This is a genomic window from Eubacteriaceae bacterium ES3 (assembly GCA_030586155.1).
Lineage (GTDB): Bacteria > Bacillota > Clostridia > Eubacteriales > Eubacteriaceae > Acetobacterium.
In genome coordinates, this window is sequence record CP130741.1 from 2,739,206 (window position 1) to 2,758,284 (window position 19,079).

21 protein-coding genes and 1 tRNA gene are annotated in these 19,079 nt (G+C 40.7%); all 22 read right to left on the reverse strand.

Annotated features, from left to right (window positions below; genetic code table 11):
• Positions 1 to 34: 34 nt before the first annotated feature.
• Positions 35 to 460, reverse strand: a complete 426-nt coding sequence (gene rplK / locus Q5O24_12655) for a 50S ribosomal protein L11 (protein ID WKY47201.1) — start codon at positions 458 to 460, stop codon at positions 35 to 37.
• Positions 461 to 528: 68 nt separating this feature from the next.
• Positions 529 to 1,065, reverse strand: a complete 537-nt coding sequence (gene nusG, locus Q5O24_12660; GenBank protein ID WKY47202.1) for a transcription termination/antitermination protein NusG — start codon at positions 1,063 to 1,065, stop codon at positions 529 to 531.
• A gap of 13 nt (positions 1,066 to 1,078) precedes the next feature.
• Positions 1,079 to 1,447, reverse strand: a complete 369-nt coding sequence (gene secE, locus Q5O24_12665; protein ID WKY47203.1) for a preprotein translocase subunit SecE — start codon at positions 1,445 to 1,447, stop codon at positions 1,079 to 1,081.
• Between the two features lie 18 nt (positions 1,448 to 1,465).
• The gene (gene rpmG, locus Q5O24_12670; GenBank protein WKY47204.1) at positions 1,466 to 1,615 is read right to left on the reverse strand and encodes a 50S ribosomal protein L33; all 150 of its coding nucleotides are present in this window, start codon (positions 1,613 to 1,615) and stop codon (positions 1,466 to 1,468) included.
• Positions 1,616 to 1,836: 221 nt separating this feature from the next.
• Complete coding sequence (locus tag Q5O24_12675) at positions 1,837 to 2,328, reverse strand: N-acetyltransferase family protein (GenBank protein WKY47205.1); 492 nt, start codon at positions 2,326 to 2,328, stop codon at positions 1,837 to 1,839.
• A gap of 32 nt (positions 2,329 to 2,360) precedes the next feature.
• Positions 2,361 to 2,546, reverse strand: coding sequence for a hypothetical protein (locus tag Q5O24_12680; protein ID WKY47206.1), 186 nt, complete (start codon positions 2,544 to 2,546; stop codon positions 2,361 to 2,363).
• A gap of 222 nt (positions 2,547 to 2,768) precedes the next feature.
• Positions 2,769 to 3,212 (reverse strand): Hsp20/alpha crystallin family protein, encoded by a 444-nt coding sequence (locus Q5O24_12685; GenBank protein ID WKY47207.1) that lies wholly within the window; start codon positions 3,210 to 3,212, stop codon positions 2,769 to 2,771.
• 182 nt (positions 3,213 to 3,394) lie between these two features.
• Positions 3,395 to 3,471 (reverse strand) — tRNA-Arg (locus tag Q5O24_12690).
• A gap of 131 nt (positions 3,472 to 3,602) precedes the next feature.
• A complete protein-coding gene (locus Q5O24_12695; GenBank protein WKY47208.1) occupies positions 3,603 to 4,460 on the reverse strand; it encodes a M15 family metallopeptidase in 858 nt (285 codons plus the stop codon).
• A gap of 98 nt (positions 4,461 to 4,558) precedes the next feature.
• Positions 4,559 to 4,780, reverse strand: a complete 222-nt coding sequence (locus tag Q5O24_12700) for a hypothetical protein (protein ID WKY47209.1) — start codon at positions 4,778 to 4,780, stop codon at positions 4,559 to 4,561.
• Positions 4,780 to 5,202 carry a DUF3842 family protein gene (locus Q5O24_12705; protein ID WKY47210.1) on the reverse strand — a complete coding sequence of 141 codons (423 nt, stop codon included), beginning with the start codon at positions 5,200 to 5,202 and terminating at the stop codon, positions 4,780 to 4,782. Before Q5O24_12705 ends, Q5O24_12700 begins: the two co-directional genes overlap by 1 nt.
• A 2-nt stretch (positions 5,203 to 5,204) precedes the next feature.
• Positions 5,205 to 5,402 (reverse strand): CooT family nickel-binding protein, encoded by a 198-nt coding sequence (locus Q5O24_12710; GenBank protein ID WKY47211.1) that lies wholly within the window; start codon positions 5,400 to 5,402, stop codon positions 5,205 to 5,207.
• Between the two features lie 274 nt (positions 5,403 to 5,676).
• Entirely contained in the window at positions 5,677 to 7,812 is a 2,136-nt protein-coding gene (gene acsB, locus Q5O24_12715; GenBank protein ID WKY47212.1) for an acetyl-CoA decarbonylase/synthase complex subunit alpha/beta, read from the reverse strand.
• A gap of 154 nt (positions 7,813 to 7,966) precedes the next feature.
• The gene (locus Q5O24_12720) at positions 7,967 to 8,503 is read right to left on the reverse strand and encodes a zinc transporter (GenBank protein ID WKY47213.1); all 537 of its coding nucleotides are present in this window, start codon (positions 8,501 to 8,503) and stop codon (positions 7,967 to 7,969) included.
• Positions 8,504 to 8,863: 360 nt separating this feature from the next.
• Complete coding sequence (locus Q5O24_12725; protein ID WKY47214.1) at positions 8,864 to 10,519, reverse strand: IS66 family transposase; 1,656 nt, start codon at positions 10,517 to 10,519, stop codon at positions 8,864 to 8,866.
• A 99-nt stretch (positions 10,520 to 10,618) separates the two neighbouring features.
• Positions 10,619 to 10,975, reverse strand: coding sequence for an IS66 family insertion sequence element accessory protein TnpB (gene tnpB, locus Q5O24_12730; GenBank protein WKY47215.1), 357 nt, complete (start codon positions 10,973 to 10,975; stop codon positions 10,619 to 10,621).
• Positions 10,976 to 10,978: 3 nt separating this feature from the next.
• On the reverse strand, positions 10,979 to 11,338 hold the full coding sequence (locus tag Q5O24_12735; GenBank protein WKY47216.1) for a hypothetical protein: 360 nt from the start codon (positions 11,336 to 11,338) through the stop codon (positions 10,979 to 10,981).
• 319 nt (positions 11,339 to 11,657) lie between these two features.
• Entirely contained in the window at positions 11,658 to 13,838 is a 2,181-nt protein-coding gene (gene acsB / locus Q5O24_12740; protein ID WKY49256.1) for an acetyl-CoA decarbonylase/synthase complex subunit alpha/beta, read from the reverse strand.
• Positions 13,839 to 13,890: 52 nt separating this feature from the next.
• A complete protein-coding gene (locus tag Q5O24_12745) occupies positions 13,891 to 14,679 on the reverse strand; it encodes a carbon monoxide dehydrogenase accessory protein CooC (GenBank protein WKY47217.1) in 789 nt (262 codons plus the stop codon).
• Positions 14,680 to 14,709: 30 nt separating this feature from the next.
• Complete coding sequence (cooS, locus tag Q5O24_12750) at positions 14,710 to 16,617, reverse strand: anaerobic carbon-monoxide dehydrogenase catalytic subunit (protein ID WKY47218.1); 1,908 nt, start codon at positions 16,615 to 16,617, stop codon at positions 14,710 to 14,712.
• A 250-nt stretch (positions 16,618 to 16,867) separates the two neighbouring features.
• Positions 16,868 to 17,653, reverse strand: coding sequence for a carbon monoxide dehydrogenase/acetyl-CoA synthase methytransferase subunit (acsE, locus tag Q5O24_12755; protein WKY47219.1), 786 nt, complete (start codon positions 17,651 to 17,653; stop codon positions 16,868 to 16,870).
• Between the two features lie 86 nt (positions 17,654 to 17,739).
• On the reverse strand, positions 17,740 to 19,077 hold the full coding sequence (gene acsC, locus Q5O24_12760; GenBank protein WKY47220.1) for an acetyl-CoA decarbonylase/synthase complex subunit gamma: 1,338 nt from the start codon (positions 19,075 to 19,077) through the stop codon (positions 17,740 to 17,742).
• Positions 19,078 to 19,079 lie beyond the last annotated feature (2 nt).

The following is a 19,079-nucleotide window of genomic DNA, read 5'->3' on the forward strand; positions in this document are numbered from 1 at the left end:
AACGGATTTTTCCTCCCACTTAAGGTTTTTTAAATTATTCTTCGACAGTGATCCCCATACTGCGGGCTGTTCCTGCAATCATTCGCATTGCAGATTCTACCGATGCAGCATTAAGATCGGGCATTTTTGTTGTTGCAATTTCTCGGACCTGATCTTGTGTAACTTTCGCTACTTTTGTTTTATTTGGAACTCCTGAACCTGATTCAATTCCAGCAGCTTTTTTTAGTAAAACCGCAGCTGGCGGAGTTTTTGTAATAAAAGAAAACGATCGATCCTGATAGACCGTAATAACAACAGGAATAATCATTCCTGCATCATTTGCAGTTTTTGCATTGAATTCTTTACAGAATCCCATAATGTTAACACCATGCTGACCTAAAGCGGGTCCAACTGGTGGAGCTGGTGTCGCTTTTCCGGCAGGAATTTGAAGTTTAATTAGTCCAATTACCTTTTTTGCCATGTTAACACCTCCTTCATCTTATTATTGTTTGGTTTGCTCTTTCGAGACGCATGAAGAATAGTTTTTCCTTAAGTGTTTAATTTTTCTATTTGTTCAAAGCCAAATTCGGCGCTGGTTTCACGTCCGAACATGGATACATTGACCTTAACAAGTGATTTTTCCTCGTGAATTTCTTCAATAATACCGGTGAACCCTTCAAAAGGCCCTTCGGTTACCTTAACTTCCTCGCCAACTTCAATCTGAATTTCGACTCGTTTTTGACGAATTCCCATACTTTTTAACTCATGCTGGGATAAAGGAACCGGTTTTGAGGCAGGACCAACAAACCCCGTCACACCTCTGGTATTACGTACCACGTACCAGGAATCATCCGTCATGAACATTTTGATCATGACATAACCCGGGAATAGCTTCTTTTCCTTAATAACACTTTTCCCGTCTTTTTTTTCGACCACTTCCTGAACAGGAACCTGAACTTCAAGAATTTGATCTTCCATATTTCGATTTTCGACAGTCGCTTCAATACTTGCCTTCACCTTATTCTCATAACCGGAATAAGTATGGGCAACATACCATTGCGCCTGATCCTGTTGATTGTATTCCATGACTCTCCCTTACCTAAACATTCAAAAACAACGCGGCAAGTGCTCCTAATCCGGTATCAACAATCCATACCAGTAATGTGAAAATTGCAACAATTCCTGCAACTAGTCCAGTTTTCTGAGCAAGTTCCTGTCTGTTTAACCAGGTGACCTTTTTCAGTTCGGAATAAACACCTTTTAAAAATGCAACCAATTGCTGAAATATGTTGGGTTTTTTATTTTTATCAACTGATTTTTTAGAAGATTTCTTCTCGCTTTTTGCAGCAGACTTCTTCTCTTCTTTTACCAGATTTGACCCTTTATCGGTATCTTTCGCAGCCTGAACAGGTGTGTTTTGTTCATTTTGGGGTTTACTGGCATTATTCTTTTTCTTTTTAGTTGCCATCATCGATCCTCAATTCAATTATTTTGTTTCTTTGTGAGTTGTATGCTTTTTACAAAATCTGCAATACTTTTCCATTTCTAAACGATCTGGATTGTTTTTTTTGTTTTTCATTGTATCGTAATTTCGTTGCTTACATTCTGTACATGCTAAAGTAACTTTGACTCTCATTTCAGCACCTCCTACATTTTTAAATAAACACCTGTACAAACATCAGACACACGTTTCCTATTATCAATAGTCACTATCGTAGAATAACACAGGTTCCTTATTTCTGTCAATAATTAAATACACTAATAAAGATATATTTCTATTTTTAACAATAAAAAAAGGCCGAAGCCTTTTGAACAACGCAAATATTATACCATCTTATTTGTTCTAAATCAAGGGTTTTATAGTTTTAATCCCCAATAATCGCAACCATGAGTTTTGCCGTCAATTTCAATCACATCAGGAAGATGACCCCATTGCTTAAATCCTTTTTTAATTGCCAATTTCTGGCTGCCAATATTCGTATCAAAAACCACTGCCAAAAGATTTTTATAGCCAATCTCACGAGCTGCCTCAATAGCTGTATCCATCAGCACTGAGCCAATTCCCTGCCCTCTATAATTTTCATCGATGTAATAGCTTAATTCAGAGGTACACAAAAAACCCTCTCTTCCATCACGAAAGTTCCCCAGAGTAATCCATCCCACTACATGATCATCAATTTCAGCGACAAACATCGGATGTTTAGGTAGGCTGTGCTTAATAAACCAGTCTTTTCTTTCTTCCATCGTTGTCGTCGTCAAAAGTGCTGTAAAAATCCGGTCTTTAATTGCTTTATTCAGAATATCCAGCACCCGCTGATAATCTTTCTGTTCAACACGTCTTATTTTCAATCGTTCTACTCCCGAGCATAAATTATCAGTTATCATTTTCTTCCAATTCGCCCTACCCAGGCAATGACTACCGTGATTACAAATAATATTGCCACAAAAACCGGTAACCTGATAATCGGAGCTAAAACAATACCCAACCAGGCTATAATAATAGGGGAAATCAGAACAAAAAGCAATAAAAAAATTGGCATCAGAATGTAAAATTTTCTATCCTTCATGACATCTCCCTGATCTCTGTAATTTGATTTAGTACTTTCACTACACTTGCTTTATTTTACCACTTTTGGTTAATTTTTAAAACAGTTCAATCGATAGTATAATTCCTTTTGGGGATTCCCCAATACCCAGTTTATCAATTTCTTCAATTTCAATTACTAGCTCTCGGAATTAAAATCCTCTTTAACATAGAAAAAGCCCGGGACCACCGGGCTTCTGATACTTTACTCAATCGGTATTTCTTTTCGTTTTTCCACATCTTTGGATTTTGGTGCTACAATTTTCAAGACTCCATTATCAAAGCTGGCTTTGATATTTTCTTCAAGAACATCTGATAGTCTGATGACCCGCTGCATGGATTCAAATGATCGTTCTCGATGAATATAGTGTTCCTTCTGCTCATCAATTTCAGCCTTCTTTTCAGCTGAAATAATCAATCGACCATCATCAAAGCGTATCCGCACCTCATCTTTATCGTACCCGGCCAATTCGGCATCTACCAGATACTCATTGTCGTTTTCTTTTACATCAATTTTAAAGGTTTTTTCTTCAAAACCCTTAAATGGGGCTTGGACGTCGTTAAAGAAATGATCAACCATGTCATAAAAGTTAACAACATCATCAGTGGTAGCGACCCTGTTTTTTCTGTACGGGGTTAAACTTAACATTAAAAACGCCTCCTTTATATTTTTATCAGCACTCTATATAAGCGAGTGCTAACTTCTATTTATATTATAGCCTTTATGCTTAAAATTATCTTAATCCTTTCAATTATAATGTCTAAAGCAATCTCAAAAAACATAAAACTGCCAATGAGAACTTTAAAAATTTTCATTGGCAGTTTTATGTATGGCGCACCCGAGAGGATTCGAACCTCCGGCACGCAGTTTAGGAAACTACTGCTCTATCCACCTGAGCTACGGGCGCACAATATCATTATTATAACAAATTTCTCGGCTTTGTAAATCTTTTTTCTGAAATGCCGCTCTACTTGACCGGTCCCGGTAAACCTGACCCTTCACTGTTAACGGGTATTTGAGAAAACACCACTCAATAGATTATACCAGTCCGTAGTATTCTTCCATGGTCAGGCCACTGTTATAAATATCGGTTGCCACATCAACCCCCACATAACGCAAATGCCAGGGTTCGTAGGAGTAACCGGTAATCCCAGTCTTTCCCTGGGGATAACGGATAATAAAACCATATTTATAAGCGTTCGCCTTTACAAATTGACCCTCCTCTGTTTGTCCAAAACTTTCCAGCAAGTCAAAACCGACTGACTCACTGGTCACATCCATAGCCAAGCCCAACTGATGTTCACTGGTTCCCGGCTTTGCACTGACCAGATCTGCCTCGGCTTGCCCATAAGTATCCACATTCCACTGGTATAAGTCAGCCTGGGTTTCATATGAACGATATCCCGAACAGCAGTATAAGGTAATCCCTTGATTTTGAGCCGCATTGAAAAGTTCAGTCAGTGCAGCTGCTGCCTCTGCCCGCATTTGTGTATCTCTTGTCGCCGGAAGATCAAGCCAGGTGAGGTCATCAGGTATATAACTCGAAGATAAAGCGTACTGCTTGTTGGCAACCTGGGTAATACTGCCTTCTGTAAAAATCCCAGATGCCCCCAAACTGCCAGAGGACGTATCGGATGTTTGTACCTGAGTCTCTGTTTGAGTAGTCTCGTTTACCTCAGCGTTTTCTGTTGTTTGTGAGTTTGCTTCAGTCTGAGTAGTTATTGTAGTTGTATTTTTATTCTCGTTAGCCTGATTTTCACTTTCTGCAACGACCTGGTCATTAGCCTGCGACATCCTGTTATATACGTTCACTGTTATTAATGTAATAATCAGCAAAACTATTAATAATAATCCAATCGTTGTGATCAGAAATTTTTTACGATTGACAATTCTCATATTGGGACCTTCTTTTTCTTGATTTTATCCATATTATACCTTTTTATTCCCATTTTGACCACAAAAAAACAGAACAATTAATGTTCTGTTCAGTCTTATCATTTAAATAATATCTTTGCTTTCATCAGATGCTTTCGAGACTCTTCCATTTTCTCAATAGCTATAGCTATCTCTTTTGCCACATCATCAAGATCAGTTCCTTCGAGCTTCTGCTGCCATTCAGCATAACCTTCTATATGACCAGCAGAATGGTTAATCCAATGAGCCAGTAAAACCTTAAATATTTCACGATCTTTTTCAAATTTCAACTGTTCTTCCATCAGGCATCACCCAGATTCAATTCCTTCTTAATCAGGGTCACTGCTTCTCTAATTTGCAGCAACAGTGGTTTTTCCTCCAGTGACACAATATGATGATTTTCCGGTAAAATCGGAATGTATATCTTAATTCCTTCACTGTTACCAATCGCTTCTACCATTTTAGGCGTCACTTCACCCATCATTGAATTAGGAATTGTCATCGCAATTGAACCAATAATGAAATCTGCTTTTTTTACTGATACCGAAATAGCATTTTCACCGGTTGCCCCTTTATTGGCACCTTTTTTAAGCATTGCCGCCGTGGCCAGAGCATTCGTACCCAGCCCATACACTTCAATATAAGACGGCATTTCTTCTTTTAAAATACCAACGATCCGGGAACCGATGCCGCCTCCCATCCCGTCAAGTACAACAATGTTCATAATTAAACCGCTTTTTCCTCAATAATAATTTTATGGTTTAACAGTTTAACTTCCTTTAATTTCCCCTGTACGATTTTAGTTCCGCCCAAAAGATCTGAAAGTGTCAAACTGCCATCGTCGTTAGGAATAATATCAACGACGTAATCCATAATTTTAGTTTCTCCTTCAGGAGTCAGTAAATATGCTGATGATTCACACATGATCTCAGCCTCCTTTCGTTTTTCATAATGGTCAGGTCTCAGATGCGCTTCAATCTGCAATTTTGCAAAACTACTACACCTGTTCACAACTGTTTTGGCTTATTTGCTATTGCTTTTTTAATGCTTCTAAATACCTACTATCATTATATCACAGCTTTAACCGATTCCAACAGATAAAGCTAACAGCTTAAAAAAGATTAAGACAATCCCAGAAATATTTTCCAGGATTGCCTTCAGACAATTTTTTGCTTTAACTGATTGTTTTTTCTTTAAATTACATAATTGGATCCATGCCCAGCGCCGGATGTCCTTTTGATTCCAGGAATTCAAGAACACCTTCTGAATCAGAGGCAATAGTTTCATCACAAACCATGTCAGCAAAATTTTCGATTCCGGTCATCTCCTGAACCGCTTTATTTAAACGTTCTGCAACGTCATCTTTCAGTTCTTTTGGCATCCAGACAATTCGTGACAAACCGCCTTCAGCTGCCATGAATTTTTTGGAACCGATCAAAAACCTGCCATGTCCCATAAAGCCCGGTGTCTGAACGCCACCACCGGTCATTGAAGCCAGTTCGCCAAATGTCATACCTACCGGTGAAGCTTCGCCAAATTCACGGTTAACGATAATAACACCGTTTGCTTCCGGCATAATTCCACAGATACATTCAAAACAACCACAGGATGTCATTGGATCTTCAAGAATGGAGTACAGTGTTACCTGTTCAACAGCTCCCTGAGAGTCTCGTGACACTGCTTCATCAACTGAAGCCCATCGACCCAATTTTTCATCAATTGCTTGGCCTTTCACAACTGGTTGGTTAGGACCGGTTGGATCAAGTTCTTTTGTCGCTTTTGCGTCCAACCAGGAAACTGCGCCACAAAGGCCCAAACGTTCCGGGGTTACAATACAAACGTGGCTTGGTGCAAATGACTGACATAAAAGACAAGTATAGAATTCATCAACACTCTCATCGGTCAAGGCATCCATACGTTCGTCTCGTTCAGCATAGATTGGCTTAACCATTTCTTCGCCTAAGCGTTTGACGTCCTCAGGATTCGTATAAATGGTTATCTGACATTTATCCACTACTTTATCAAATTCATCCCGCATTTTGGCGTATAGGACTTCCCCGATATGTTTTAAGCGGAAACCTTTTTCAAAAGCCTCTTTTGTCAGACGAATCCATGCAATATTTCTCTGTCCAACGTGCATTGCCCCTTCAATATAGTTCATAAAGTAATGAATACGTCTTTCCAGAACGGTTTCAAAATCTTTTTGCATTGCTTTTCCAGCTACTTCAACAACGACTCCCAACGGCAACCGAACAACATCAAGGTCTGCAAACTGGGCATCATCAATGTCAGGTCCCACAACTGTAATTTTATGGTCTTCCACATCTGCCAGGTCAATCATTTTGACCAGCTCCCAGCATTCAGTTCGATTTCCACCAAATTCGGCGAACATGGTATCTTTTCGGACACGTTCGCCTTCAAAGGCAGATGCCACAGAAACAGGAACGTCGATTTTAGTTACTTTTATTTTAATTTCTCTGGCTTCCAGGGAAGTTTCTACAGTTTTCTCGTGGTCAGCCTGTGTCATTAAAGCGCCGGGAACTTCTGGTACCTCTACATCGGCAATGACCGGGAAACCAAGAGCAATGGCACCTGCACCTACTGATACCACCACTTCGTCAATTGCTCCGAAGGTATTGACAAAAGCCGGAACTCGATCTTTGGTATAAGTCAGGAAGTCTGGCAATTTACCAGGTTCAACAGCGCCAAAGATAAGGGCTGCACGAATCGCCACTGACACAACATGAATGACAGAAGTCACATCATGTCCCAGCGGAATTACTCGATAGTCAAGACCCATCTTGACACCACCTTCAACGGCCTGTTCAATAATATCGCCAACCATAAAGGTTAAAAGACCCTTTTCCTGATAGGATTTAACAATTGCTGCCAGTGAAGCCGCATCATCTGACTTACCTAACAGCACGGCAATCCCTGGGATATCACCGGTTACCAGAGGTACACCAAGGGATCTGATAATCGGATCAGGAACAAAACCAATCCCTGCATCATCGGCATAGGGATCTCCATCAAGATATCGGATTGCTTCGATGATCTCTGCCCCTACTGCAGTTGCCAAACCAGCGTTTAAAGCTTCACCCAGATCGTCCTTATTGGTAATCAGACTTTTTAAAATATCTACTGCAGCTGGTAGGTCGCCAAGAGTTTTAATTTTTACACCTGTTGCCGCGTATATAATCGGCAAACAATAGGCTGTATCGGGATAGATAACCGCCTTGTCGGCGCCATACTTTTCAATGGCATCCTTTACAGCCCCTTCTGTCAACCCCGCAACAGCGTTAGAACCCGCATAAATCAAATCAGTTAAACTCATTATTTTACTTCCCTTCCAAAGAAATTTGATACCTTCAGGTATCTGTATAGTAAATGAGAATCCATTTAAGATGATGTTTTAAAAGCTTACATATAGCTACTATAAAACATTATGTTCATTTTTAATGGATTCCCGGTTCACACAATGTTTACTGTTAAATCTGTTTTTTTGCTTCCTGTAAATGTTTGTCAGCTTCGCTCATCAGGGCAATGGCTTCAATCAGCTCTTCGGCAACATCCTGTTTGCCCATTCGATTCATTTTTTCAACCCATAGGTTATATTCCATGGCATGATCCTTATTATGAGCCACCCAGTGATCCAAAAGCAGTGTAAGAATCTCTATATCCTTATTTTCATCGGCGCCTTCCAGTCCATGCTCGTGGCTATGACCATCATGACCGTGATCGTGAGAATGTCCATTGTGGTTGTGTTGATGTCCTTCATCATGGGCATGAGGGTGAGCGTGGCTATGTTTATGCTCGTGCTCGTGCGCCTGATCATGATGATGGTCTGTACCATGTTCGTGATCATCACTATGAGAATGGCTATGAACGTGCTCATGTTGATGAGAATGTTCTTCATGACTATGTTCATGGGCATGATTATGTTTACCGCAGCACCCCTCGTGAGAATGTGTTTTTGTATGTTCATGGCCTTCACTGCCACAACAATTTTTTTTATCTTGACACATAATTATTACCTCCTAAAACTTTTAAATTATACTCATTATAACACTTATATTGGCTATTGACACGTAAAAACCGCCAATAAAGACCTATTTTTATGCAGTCTATAAATGCTTTAAAATCATTCTTTTGCATGCCGCCGTGCGCTCACTCGTTTCGCTAACGCTGCACTCGTCGCGGGCTGCGTCCTATGTTTTCCAACTTGCATAGTACCAAACTAAGCCATTCACTCGTTTCGCTGGCGCTACACTCGTCGCGGGCTGCGACCTATGTTTGTAAGCGTCAAATACAAACCACATAGAAAAGAAGCTCGACATATGAGATAATGATAAAAATCATCTCGCAAGTCGAACTTCTTTATTGGTTTATTGATGCTGATTAGTTTGGGCCAAGGACTGGCGGCAGATCTCGGGCAGCTGATCGGACCAGGGAAGAAAAGGTTCCAGTGCGACCTCGTCATCGCAGTTTATATCCGGCAGACGTTCAAAGAGAAATTTGAGATATTCATAAGGGTTGAGCTCATTAAGTTTGGCACTCTGGATCAGGCTGAAGGCAGTGGCGGAAGCTTTGGCACCATTGGCTGTTTTACAGAAAAGAAAGTTTTTTCTGGCCACAACAAAAGGCTTGATCTGTTGTTCGGCAATGTTGGTGGAAAGTTCACATTGGCCGTCAAGCAAAATGTTTTCCAGTACAGTCTGGTGTTTGAGACTGTAGTTGAGCGCTTTTCCAAAGGCGCTTTTGGGAAGGGTATTCTGCGACATTAATTTTACCCATGCGAAATAAGCTGTCATCAGCGGTTTAAGCTCTTTTTCCCGTCGCTCCTTACGCTCTTTCGGGGTCAGGTCTTCTTTTAACAGCGCTTTCTCAAAGACAAACATTTCACCTATCATCTGAACGGCCTGCCAGGCTTCGGTTTCGGTTTTTATAGTCCCTTTTGGCAATGCTTTTAGCGCATCAGTGTATTGACGTCTGGCATGGGCAAAGCAGCAGACCCGGGTAATATCGGTTACGCTGTTATAGCCGTCATAACCGTCCGTTTGAAGGATTCCTTTGAAATTTTCAAGGAAATTTTTGGGGTGTTTGCCACTCCGGGACGGCTGATATTCAAACAACGCCATGGGTTTTCCGTATTTCCCGGGACGATACAGCCACATATAGGCCTTGCTGGTACAGGCTTCCCCATCTTTAGTCAGAACTTTCAGTGATGTCTCATCAGCCATCAGAAAGCTTTCTTTTTCCAGATGTTTTTTCATCAGCCGGTAGAGGGGTTCAAGGTAACGCTCACTGCCTTTGATGATCCAGTTGGACATCGTCGCGCGGGACAGTTCAATGCCAAAGTGTTTAAAGGTCTGCTCCTGCCGGTAAAGAGGCAGGGCTGCCGCAAATTTCTGGTATAGAATATAAGCAAGCAGACTTGGCGAAACAAAGCTGCCCGAAATAACCGGATTGGGCGCTTTAGCTGTAATAATCGGCGTTTTGATCTCATGATCCTGACAGTGTCGGCAGGCATACACTTTTCTGACATGTTCCACCCGCACCACTTTGGCGGGAATCACTTTGAGCTCCTGGCGCACTTCCTCCTTCATCTGATGCAGTGAATGGTCACACACAGGGCATACTTTCTCATCTTCATTAAGATCATAAACAATGCGTTCAACCGGCAGATCATCAAAAGAATCCCGGTTCAGTCCCCGCTTTTTACGGCGGTGGGTAGCCACTTCGATGGATGGTTCTTCCTGCTCAGGGCGTTTCGTCACCTCCGGCTCATTAAAAAAAGAGATCTGGTTTTCAATTATGACAGTGTCAGCGGATTTGCCGAAGCGCTTCTGGGCATTCAGACGCAACTGTTCTTCGTACCATTTAATTTTTGCCTGCGCTTCTTCAAGTTCTGAATTCAGCCGAGTGTTTTCACTCTGAAGTTCAGTGATGACAGATAAAAAATCCAGTGCCGGATCTTGTGTTTCTGTTTCTGTTAAACTGTTTTCTTTACCCATCTGATGCTTATACCGCTTTCCTGTCATTATCCACTCCAATTACTTATGATTGGCATAATATCGCCGTTTTATGATGCTATTATACCATAGATCAGCTGACAAAAAAAGCTTTTTCAACCTTATTTTTCAGATTAAAATCCGCTGTTTCACTGGCGGATGCGCCTGTTTTTCATCAAGGGTCAGTCCATCCAGCAACCACCGGAAACTTCTTTCAGTCACAACAATGGAAGGGGCGCCACTTTTTTCCGGCCACTGGAAACAGCCGTTTTCCAGACGTTTATAATGAATCCAGAAGCCGGTCTGATCCCATACCAGGATTTTAATCAGATTCCTGCGTTTATTGCAGAATGCAAACAGGTGCATGGAAAAGGGATCTTCTTTCAGAACTTCCCTGACAATCAGGGACAGTCCATCGATACTTTTTCTGAGATCGGTGGCTCCCAGAGCTATATGCACATTTCCGGAGTTGAGGCCTGTCAACATGGATCAGGCCTTTCTGATTGCGCTAATTATATTTGTAAGATGATTCTCTGAAAATTCAGGCGGTATCATAACAACCACATCTGAAATCCGGATTTCTATTACTTTTGGGGTTCCAGATAAAGGTTTTTTAAATGATATTTCCGGCGCAATAACAATTCCGGCAAAGTTGACTGTTTCTTCGGCAAACTCCTGGGGTTCCAGATCATTTAGATCCCGGTTTGCTTTGCTGATTCTCAGTTTCCAGTATCGGAATGCACTCAAAGCAAGATTATTCTTTTCGCACCACTGCCGCTGCGTCAGTCCACTTGCCAATTGTGCTTTGATCCGCTCTTCCCAGAGTATCCGATTTTCACTTTTCTCCATAAAAAATACAATCCTTCCTTTAATAGTTTGAAAGAATTGTATCAGTTTTTTTATTTGGTTGGTATGTGGTCTGTAATTGACGCTTACCTATGTTTTCCAACTTGCATAGTACCAAACTATGCCGTGCACTCGTTTCGCTAACGCTGCACTCGTCGCGGGCTGCGCCCTATGACTTTTGAGGGGAAAATATCTGTCAGCAAGCGAGCTTTCTGACAGATATTTTCCCCTCAAAAGTCGCACGGCTTAAGCTTACACGAAAGAAAGGCAGAACCTGGTATAAACCTTGGTTCTGCCTTCAAGCATTGTTTTATGGTTTTTATTACATAATTGGATCCATGCCCAGAGCAGGATGTCCTTTTGATTCCAGGAATTCTAAAACGCCTTCAGAATCAGAAGCAATTGTTTCATCACAAACCATGTCTGCGAAGTTTTCAATACCAGTCAATTCTTTAACTGCTTTATTTAAACGTTCTGCAACATCATCTTTCAGTTCTTTTGGCATCCAGACAATTCGAGACAGACCACCTTCAGCAGCCATGAATTTTTTAGAACCAATCAGGAATCGACCATGACCCATGAAACCTGGTGTTTGAACTCCACCACCGGTCATAGAGGCCAGTTCACCGAATGTCATACCAACTGGAGATGTATCGCCGAATTCTCGGTTAACAATGATAACGCCATTCGCTTCAGGCATAATACCACAGATACATTCGAAACATCCACAAGAAGTCATTGGGTCTTCAAGAATTGAGTACAATGTTACATTTTCAACGGCACCCTGAGAGTTTGTGGCAACTGCTTCGTCAACTGAAGCCCATCGACCCAGTTTTTCATCAATTGCTTCGCCTTTTACAACAGGCTGGTTAGGTCCGGTTGGGTCAAGTTCTTTAGTCGCTTTAGCATCCAACCAGGAAACCGCACCACAAAGACCTAAACGTTCTGGTGTTACGATACAAACGTGGCTAGGAGCAAATGACTGACATAACAGACAGGTATAGAATTCATCAACACTTTCATCTGTCAGAGCATCCATACGTTCGTCACGTTCAGCGTAAATTGGTTTAACCAGTTCTTCACCAAGTCTTTTAACGTCTTCTGGATTAGTGTAGATGGTTACCTGACATTTATCAACAACTTTGTCAAATTCATCACGCATTTTTGCGTAAAGTACTTCACCAATATGTTTTAAACGGAAACCTTTTTCAAAAGCCTCTTTAGTTAACCGAATCCATACGATATTTCTCTGACCAACATGCATTGCACCTTCAACATAGTTCATGAAGTAGTGAATACGTCGTTCCAGAACAGTTTCGAAGTCTTTCTGCATTGCTTTACCAGCAACTTCAACTTTAACACCTAAAGGCAAACGAACAACTTTGCCTTCTTCAAGGTTTTCATCGATATCAGGTCCGATAACTGTGATTTTATGATCTTCAATTTCTGCTAAATCGCCGGTTGTAACCAATTCCCAGCTTTCTGTTCTGTTTCCGCCGAATTCAGCGAACATGGTATCTTTACGAACTCGTTCACCTTCGAAAGCTGAAGAAACAGCAACTGGACAATCAATTTCTGTAACTTTAATTTTAATATTTCGAGCTTCTAAAGAAGTTGCTACAACTTTGTCATAATCTGGTTGATTTAATAACAGGGTTGGAACTTCGTTGATATATGTTTCTGTAGTTGCAGGGAAACCAAGTTCGATCGCAGCTGCACCAGCAGCGATGATTTTATTATCCCAATCGCCAAATACATTAACAAATGCTTTAACACGATCTTTTGTATAAGTACGGTGTTTCAGGAAGTCGCCTGGAGGTGTAGCACCAAAAATCAAGCTTGCTCTAAGAGCAACTGAAACAACGTGGATTACTGATTCAATTTCTAATCCCAATGGGATAACTCGAAGGTCAATACCCATTTTGATATTTTGTTCAACAGCCTGGTCGATTACTTTACCAACCATGAAAGTCAGAAGACCTTTTCCCTGATAATCTTTAACAATGTTTGCTAAGGTTTCAGAGTCTTTTGCTTCCCCGATAATAACGGCTACACCTGGGATATCCTGAGTTACCAGTGGTACACCGAAAGATCGGATTTCAGCATCTGTTAAGTTACCTAAGTAACGGTCAGCACCGGTATTTAAACCTTCGGCATTAATATCTTCAACTTTACGTCCAGCATAAGGTGCTTCATCATAAACAAATTTAACTGCTTCGATAATTTCAGCAAACATTGCTGAAGCAGTACCAGCGTCTAATGCATCCTGCAGGTAAGGGGTACGGTGTACCTTTTCTTTTGCCAGTTCCAGAGCTTTTTCAAGTTCACCAACATTAGTGATTTTTTCACCAGTAATAGCATAAATACAAGGAAGTGCATAAGCAGTTCCAGGGAATTTAACCGCGGTTTCTTTTCCTTTTTCAGCAACGACTTTTGCTACGGCTTCTTCTGCCCGTTTCTGGTATTGAGCCTGACCGTCGTAGATTATATCAAAAAGATTCATATTCATATGGACTTTTTCCTCCTTAAAATTGTTTATTCAACCAAGAATAAAACTACTTTTTCTGTTTTTCCTGCACAATTTCCTGGATGCGTTCACCAAGAACTGCTATATCTGCCTTCATGACAGGATCATCATAAGGCGATTTATTATTGCGATCGGACTGAATCACTTCATCCCGATAATTTAAAAATCCGATAATATTTTCGGCTCCGATTTTTTCATTGAGGAAGGCAATATCCGAGTCATTTCGGATTTTGTTTCCAATAACATAAACCTGCTTGACACCAATGTCGGTAGCTAATGATTTAACTTTATTAAATGTCTGTATACTTCTGACTCCCGGTTCCACTACAACAATAAAGGCATCGACTGCTCCGGCAGTTCCTCGTCCCAGATGTTCTATACCTGCTTCCATATCCATAATGACCACATCTTTTTGATATAAAACCAGATGGTTCATCAGCATTTTAAGAAGCACGTGTTCCGGACAGACACATCCGGATCCGCCAGTATCGACGGTTCCCATTGTAAGAAGTTTTACACCATTATATTCTTTGGCATAGCGCTCTGGAATATCAGAAACTTCCGGGTTCATTTTAAACATTGACCCGAAGGTACCTTTTTCAGCAACAGTTCGCTCTTCTACCAGATCTCGCATTTCGGAGATCGGAACGATACTGTCAATCATTTCTTCACTCATTCCAAGAGCCAGGCCTAAATTGGCATCGGGGTCAGCATCTACCGTTAAAACATTGAATCCCTTGTCTGCAAAGTATCGGCTTAAGCAAGCAGAAATGGTCGTTTTTCCAACTCCGCCTTTTCCGGTTAATGCTATTTTCATTTATATCACCTGTCTATTCTAAAATCTTAATTAAATTCCTAAACCAACTCGTTTAGCTTCAATATCTTCCATAATTTTGTCAACCATTACCATAGGATCTTTTTCGAATACGAAATGAGCTCCCAGGAATTCATGACAATCTTCAGTTAACAGTTTTGTGAAGTTTGGTGAACCAAGAACCTGAGGAATAACACCCAGATATGTATTGATACCAGAACCAACAACGTAGTTAGCAATTGAAACAGCTTTTTCTGACATCCACTCAGGGGCAATACCAACAACTGGCAGTAAAGCTGGATCGATGTCTTTTTCTTCGGCACATAAGTTAACCAGTACCAGGATTCGGCTGATATCAACACAAGAACCCATATGCAGCACAGGAGGAATGTTTACACGTTCACAGACTTCTTTCAGTCCTCGTCCACATCGTTCTTTCGCTTCTAAAGTTAATAGACCTGCTTTAGCTGCCGCCTGAGCTGCACAACCTGTAGCAACACAGATTACATCGCGTTTGATCAGTTCTTCCATTACTCTGATATGAGCTACATCATGTGTCTGTTTTGGATTGTTACAACCAACAACACCGGCGGCTCCACGAAGAACACCTGCGTAAATAACGTCAGTTAATGGTTTAACACCACCCATTTCATCTTCAGTGTTTGTGTTTACTACTTTATCTAAATGATCAATTATTGTTTCTACTGAATATCCAACCATTGTAGGCATTTTGAAATCTGGAATTTCAACTTTTTCCTGAACTCGGTTAGGGTAATTCTCAATCGCGATTTTTACGATTTCTTTAGCGTTTTCCAGACCAGTTTCTTCAGAAAATTCAATGTACATATCGCCAGCAATTTTTGCTTTCTGAGAAGTAGAAATGAATCGGGTATGGTAAGTTTTAGCCAGCGCTGGAAGAGCTGGGAAAATACACTGTACGTCAACTACTGCAGCTTCGATAGCACCAGTAATGATACACATTTCCTGCTGATAGAAGTTACCGGCAATTTTAACACCGTGACGCATTGTTAACTCATTACCTGTACAACACATACCAACAAGGTTAATACCTTTAGCACCTTTTTCTTTAGCTAATGCAACCATGTCAGGATCCTGAGAAGCTAAAACAATCATTTCGGCAAGGTTTGGATCATGTCCGTGGATCAAAATGTTAACCTGATCACCGCTGATACATCCTAAGTTAGATTCTGTTGGTTTTGCTGTTGGTGTTCCATATAAAATATCAGAGAATTCAGTACCGATCATGGAACCGCCCCAGCCATCAGCCATCCCGGTTCTCATGCCGCGTCGGAATAAGCTTTCATAGTCTGAAGCACAACCGATATGGGTAGAGTGCATCAGAGTTGTTACTTCCATATCAACTGCTCGAGGTGCAATATTTTCTCTTTCCCAAATTTCCTGTCGAGCCTTAGGTGCACGAGTAAGGAATCTCTGAGTTCCAAAAGGTTTTCCGAATTCTTCCAGAGCGATTTCTGCTACTTCATGAGCCAGTGCATAAGTTTCTCTAGTCTCAGCGTCTTCGATTCCCCATTCTTTAGCAACAACCCGAAGTTTCTTTTCATCTCTAATTTTGAAAGGACCTTCAGCTTTTGCAGCATGCATAGCATGAACAATATCTCGAGCATGGTCAGAGTGGGCTGAACATCCACCAGCTACCATACGGGCAAAGTTTCTGGCTACAATGGTATCAGCGTTAGCGCCACAAATACCTCTTTGAGCCCCTTTACCAGGAGTCGGACTTACACGACAAGGTCCCATTGCACAAATTCGACAACATACACCAGCTTCTCCAAAACCACACTGGGTTTTCTGCGCCGCTTTACGATCCCATAAAGTTTCTGCGCCATCTTTTTGAGCTTTTGCGAGTAAAGCTTCAGCTGTAACATCACTTTTCAACAATTCATTGATATTATTGCTCATATTTTTCTACCTCTCTAAATTTATAATTTATGCAGACAACCACTTTTCGTATATTCGTAATATTTACATTTTTTATGTTTGTTATATTTTTAACTTTACAAAACGCAAATTATGGTATACAATACTAGTTGAGTGACACATTATACATAGTTATTGCTCCTGATATCCTTTTCCAGTGCAGAAAGAAAAGGAATTATATCAGGGGCTTTTTTTATTTTAGTATTTTCAAACACCTTTTAGTAAGGTTTTATTAGAATTCCAGTACAGAATCAGCGTAAAGAATATTGTTTTTGATGATATCGCATGCAACAATGGTTTCCATTAATCGTTTATCACAAGGATTTACGATTGCAGACGAGAAACCGCATTGCATAGCCATTGCTACCATAGCAGAATCTAACAGTGGACGAATATGTTTTGGCGCACCGTTTGATACATTACTTAATCCACCAGTTGTTTTAAGTCCCATATCTGTAATCATTTGAATTGCTTCGATTACATCACATTGTTTATCCTGCATTCCTTTAATTACCAGGAATAACGGGTCAAACAAAATATCTTCTGGGTCCATGCCATGTTCCATACCGCGTTCCAGTAAAATCTGACAGAATTCCATACGTTCGTCATTGTTAGCTGGAACACCTTCTTTAGAACAAAGCGCAATACACATAGCATCGTTAGCTGCTGCTAAATCCAGGTATCCAATACGATCACCAGCATCAGCTGAGTTTACGATTGGTTTTCCTTTTTCACGGTTATAAACCTGAATACCTGCTTCAATCGCTTTCATGTTAGCGGTATCAAGAGCCAGTGGAACATTGTCAAAGTTTTCCTGCAGCAGTTTTACACCCCATTGCATTAACTCTTCGCCGTCTCTTTCAGCAGGTCCGATATTTAAATCAAGATAGTCTGCGCCAGCATCCAGCTGTTCTTTAGCTCGTTGAAGAATTGGTTCAGGGTTACGTGCAGCAAACGCTTCACGCATTGCTGGAGAAATACAGTGAATTCTTTCACCAATGACCATAAATTTAGACATAATTTTCCCCTTTCAAGTTGGAAATATTGTTTTATATAATCGGCACCCGAATCTTTCGGGTACCGGTTATAAATTTAATCTTTAGATTAAGCTTGTAAATCTTTCAAGAATTTTGGTAACTGCATTGCTTCGTTTGGTCCAACAATAACGTCCCATTCAGGTAATAATTCTTTTAAATCTCCCTGAAGAACAGCAACTTTACCAGGTAAAATCAGTTTTCTTGAAGTTGTCAGATCTGCTACATTGTTTTCTTTAATGAAGTTAGCAATTACGCTAGAGCCAAATTTACCAGCAGCCCAAGCAGTAAGAACTGAGTAACCACCAGCATCTGGAATTGCCAGGTATGCAGGCACTTTAGAACGCTCAATTTCACCAGCTACAACGAAGTAAGACAGTGCAAAGTCAACTGTTACCAGAACTGGGTCATTACCAGTAGGTTTGTTGAATTCATAAACTTTTGGTTCAACTCGCATTGGTTTCTGAGGATCTGTAAAGATATTCTGACGCAGACCAAACAGTGGAAGAGCTGCATTGTAGTCCATTTCTTCCATTACGATGATTGATCCAAATCGCTGTACAAATGCTGAAGCTAAGGCAATCTGCAAATTGATGTCGCCAGCAGCCAGTTTGTTAGTAAATACAACTGAAGGATAACCGAAAGTACGATCATTTCCTTTGATAGCAGCTGTACGAATATCAACAGCATTTGCGAATGCTTCTTTGATAGAGGTTTCGCCAACATTTAGAATCAGGTTTTTATATGATTTTTCGATTTCTTCAACTAAATCGTGTAAAGCTTCAATGCTATCAGCAGATACGCCCAAAACAGCATCTGCTGCTTTTGCAACGTCTACCATTGCTGCAGCATTTTCTTTAGTTGCGCCCATGATGATTGCTTTTTCACCAGCTACAGCAGCGGCAGCTTTTGCAGCTTCTGCGTCAGTAGTAACGATCATTGGAATTTTGCCGGCTTCTTTTACTTTACCAACTAAAGCAACGAATTTATCAACATCAGCCACCAGTCGAACAGCAACCACTTCAACGAACATCATTTCGCCAATTCGGTCATAGTTAACTGCTTCGATTTTATCGCAAGCTGCTTTAATTTCATCATCGCTCATAGCGTCTGATAATTCAACAGCAAACAGGTTTTTGTTAACCAATGTTTTTTCATGTCGGTATAGAACTGTTTCGCCACCCAGGGCTCTTTCCATTTCACCAGTACCAACTTTAATTGTTTTCATCGGTGGTGCTGTAGCTTCTGATAAAGCCGCTTTTGATTCTTCTGAGATATATGGACATTTTTCAATATCAACTGCACCAGTAGCCGCTTTCATTGAGAATGCCATACAGGTCGGGAATCCACATTCCTTACAGTTTGTTTTTGGTGTGAGTTTAAAGATATCTAATCCTTTTACTGCCATTT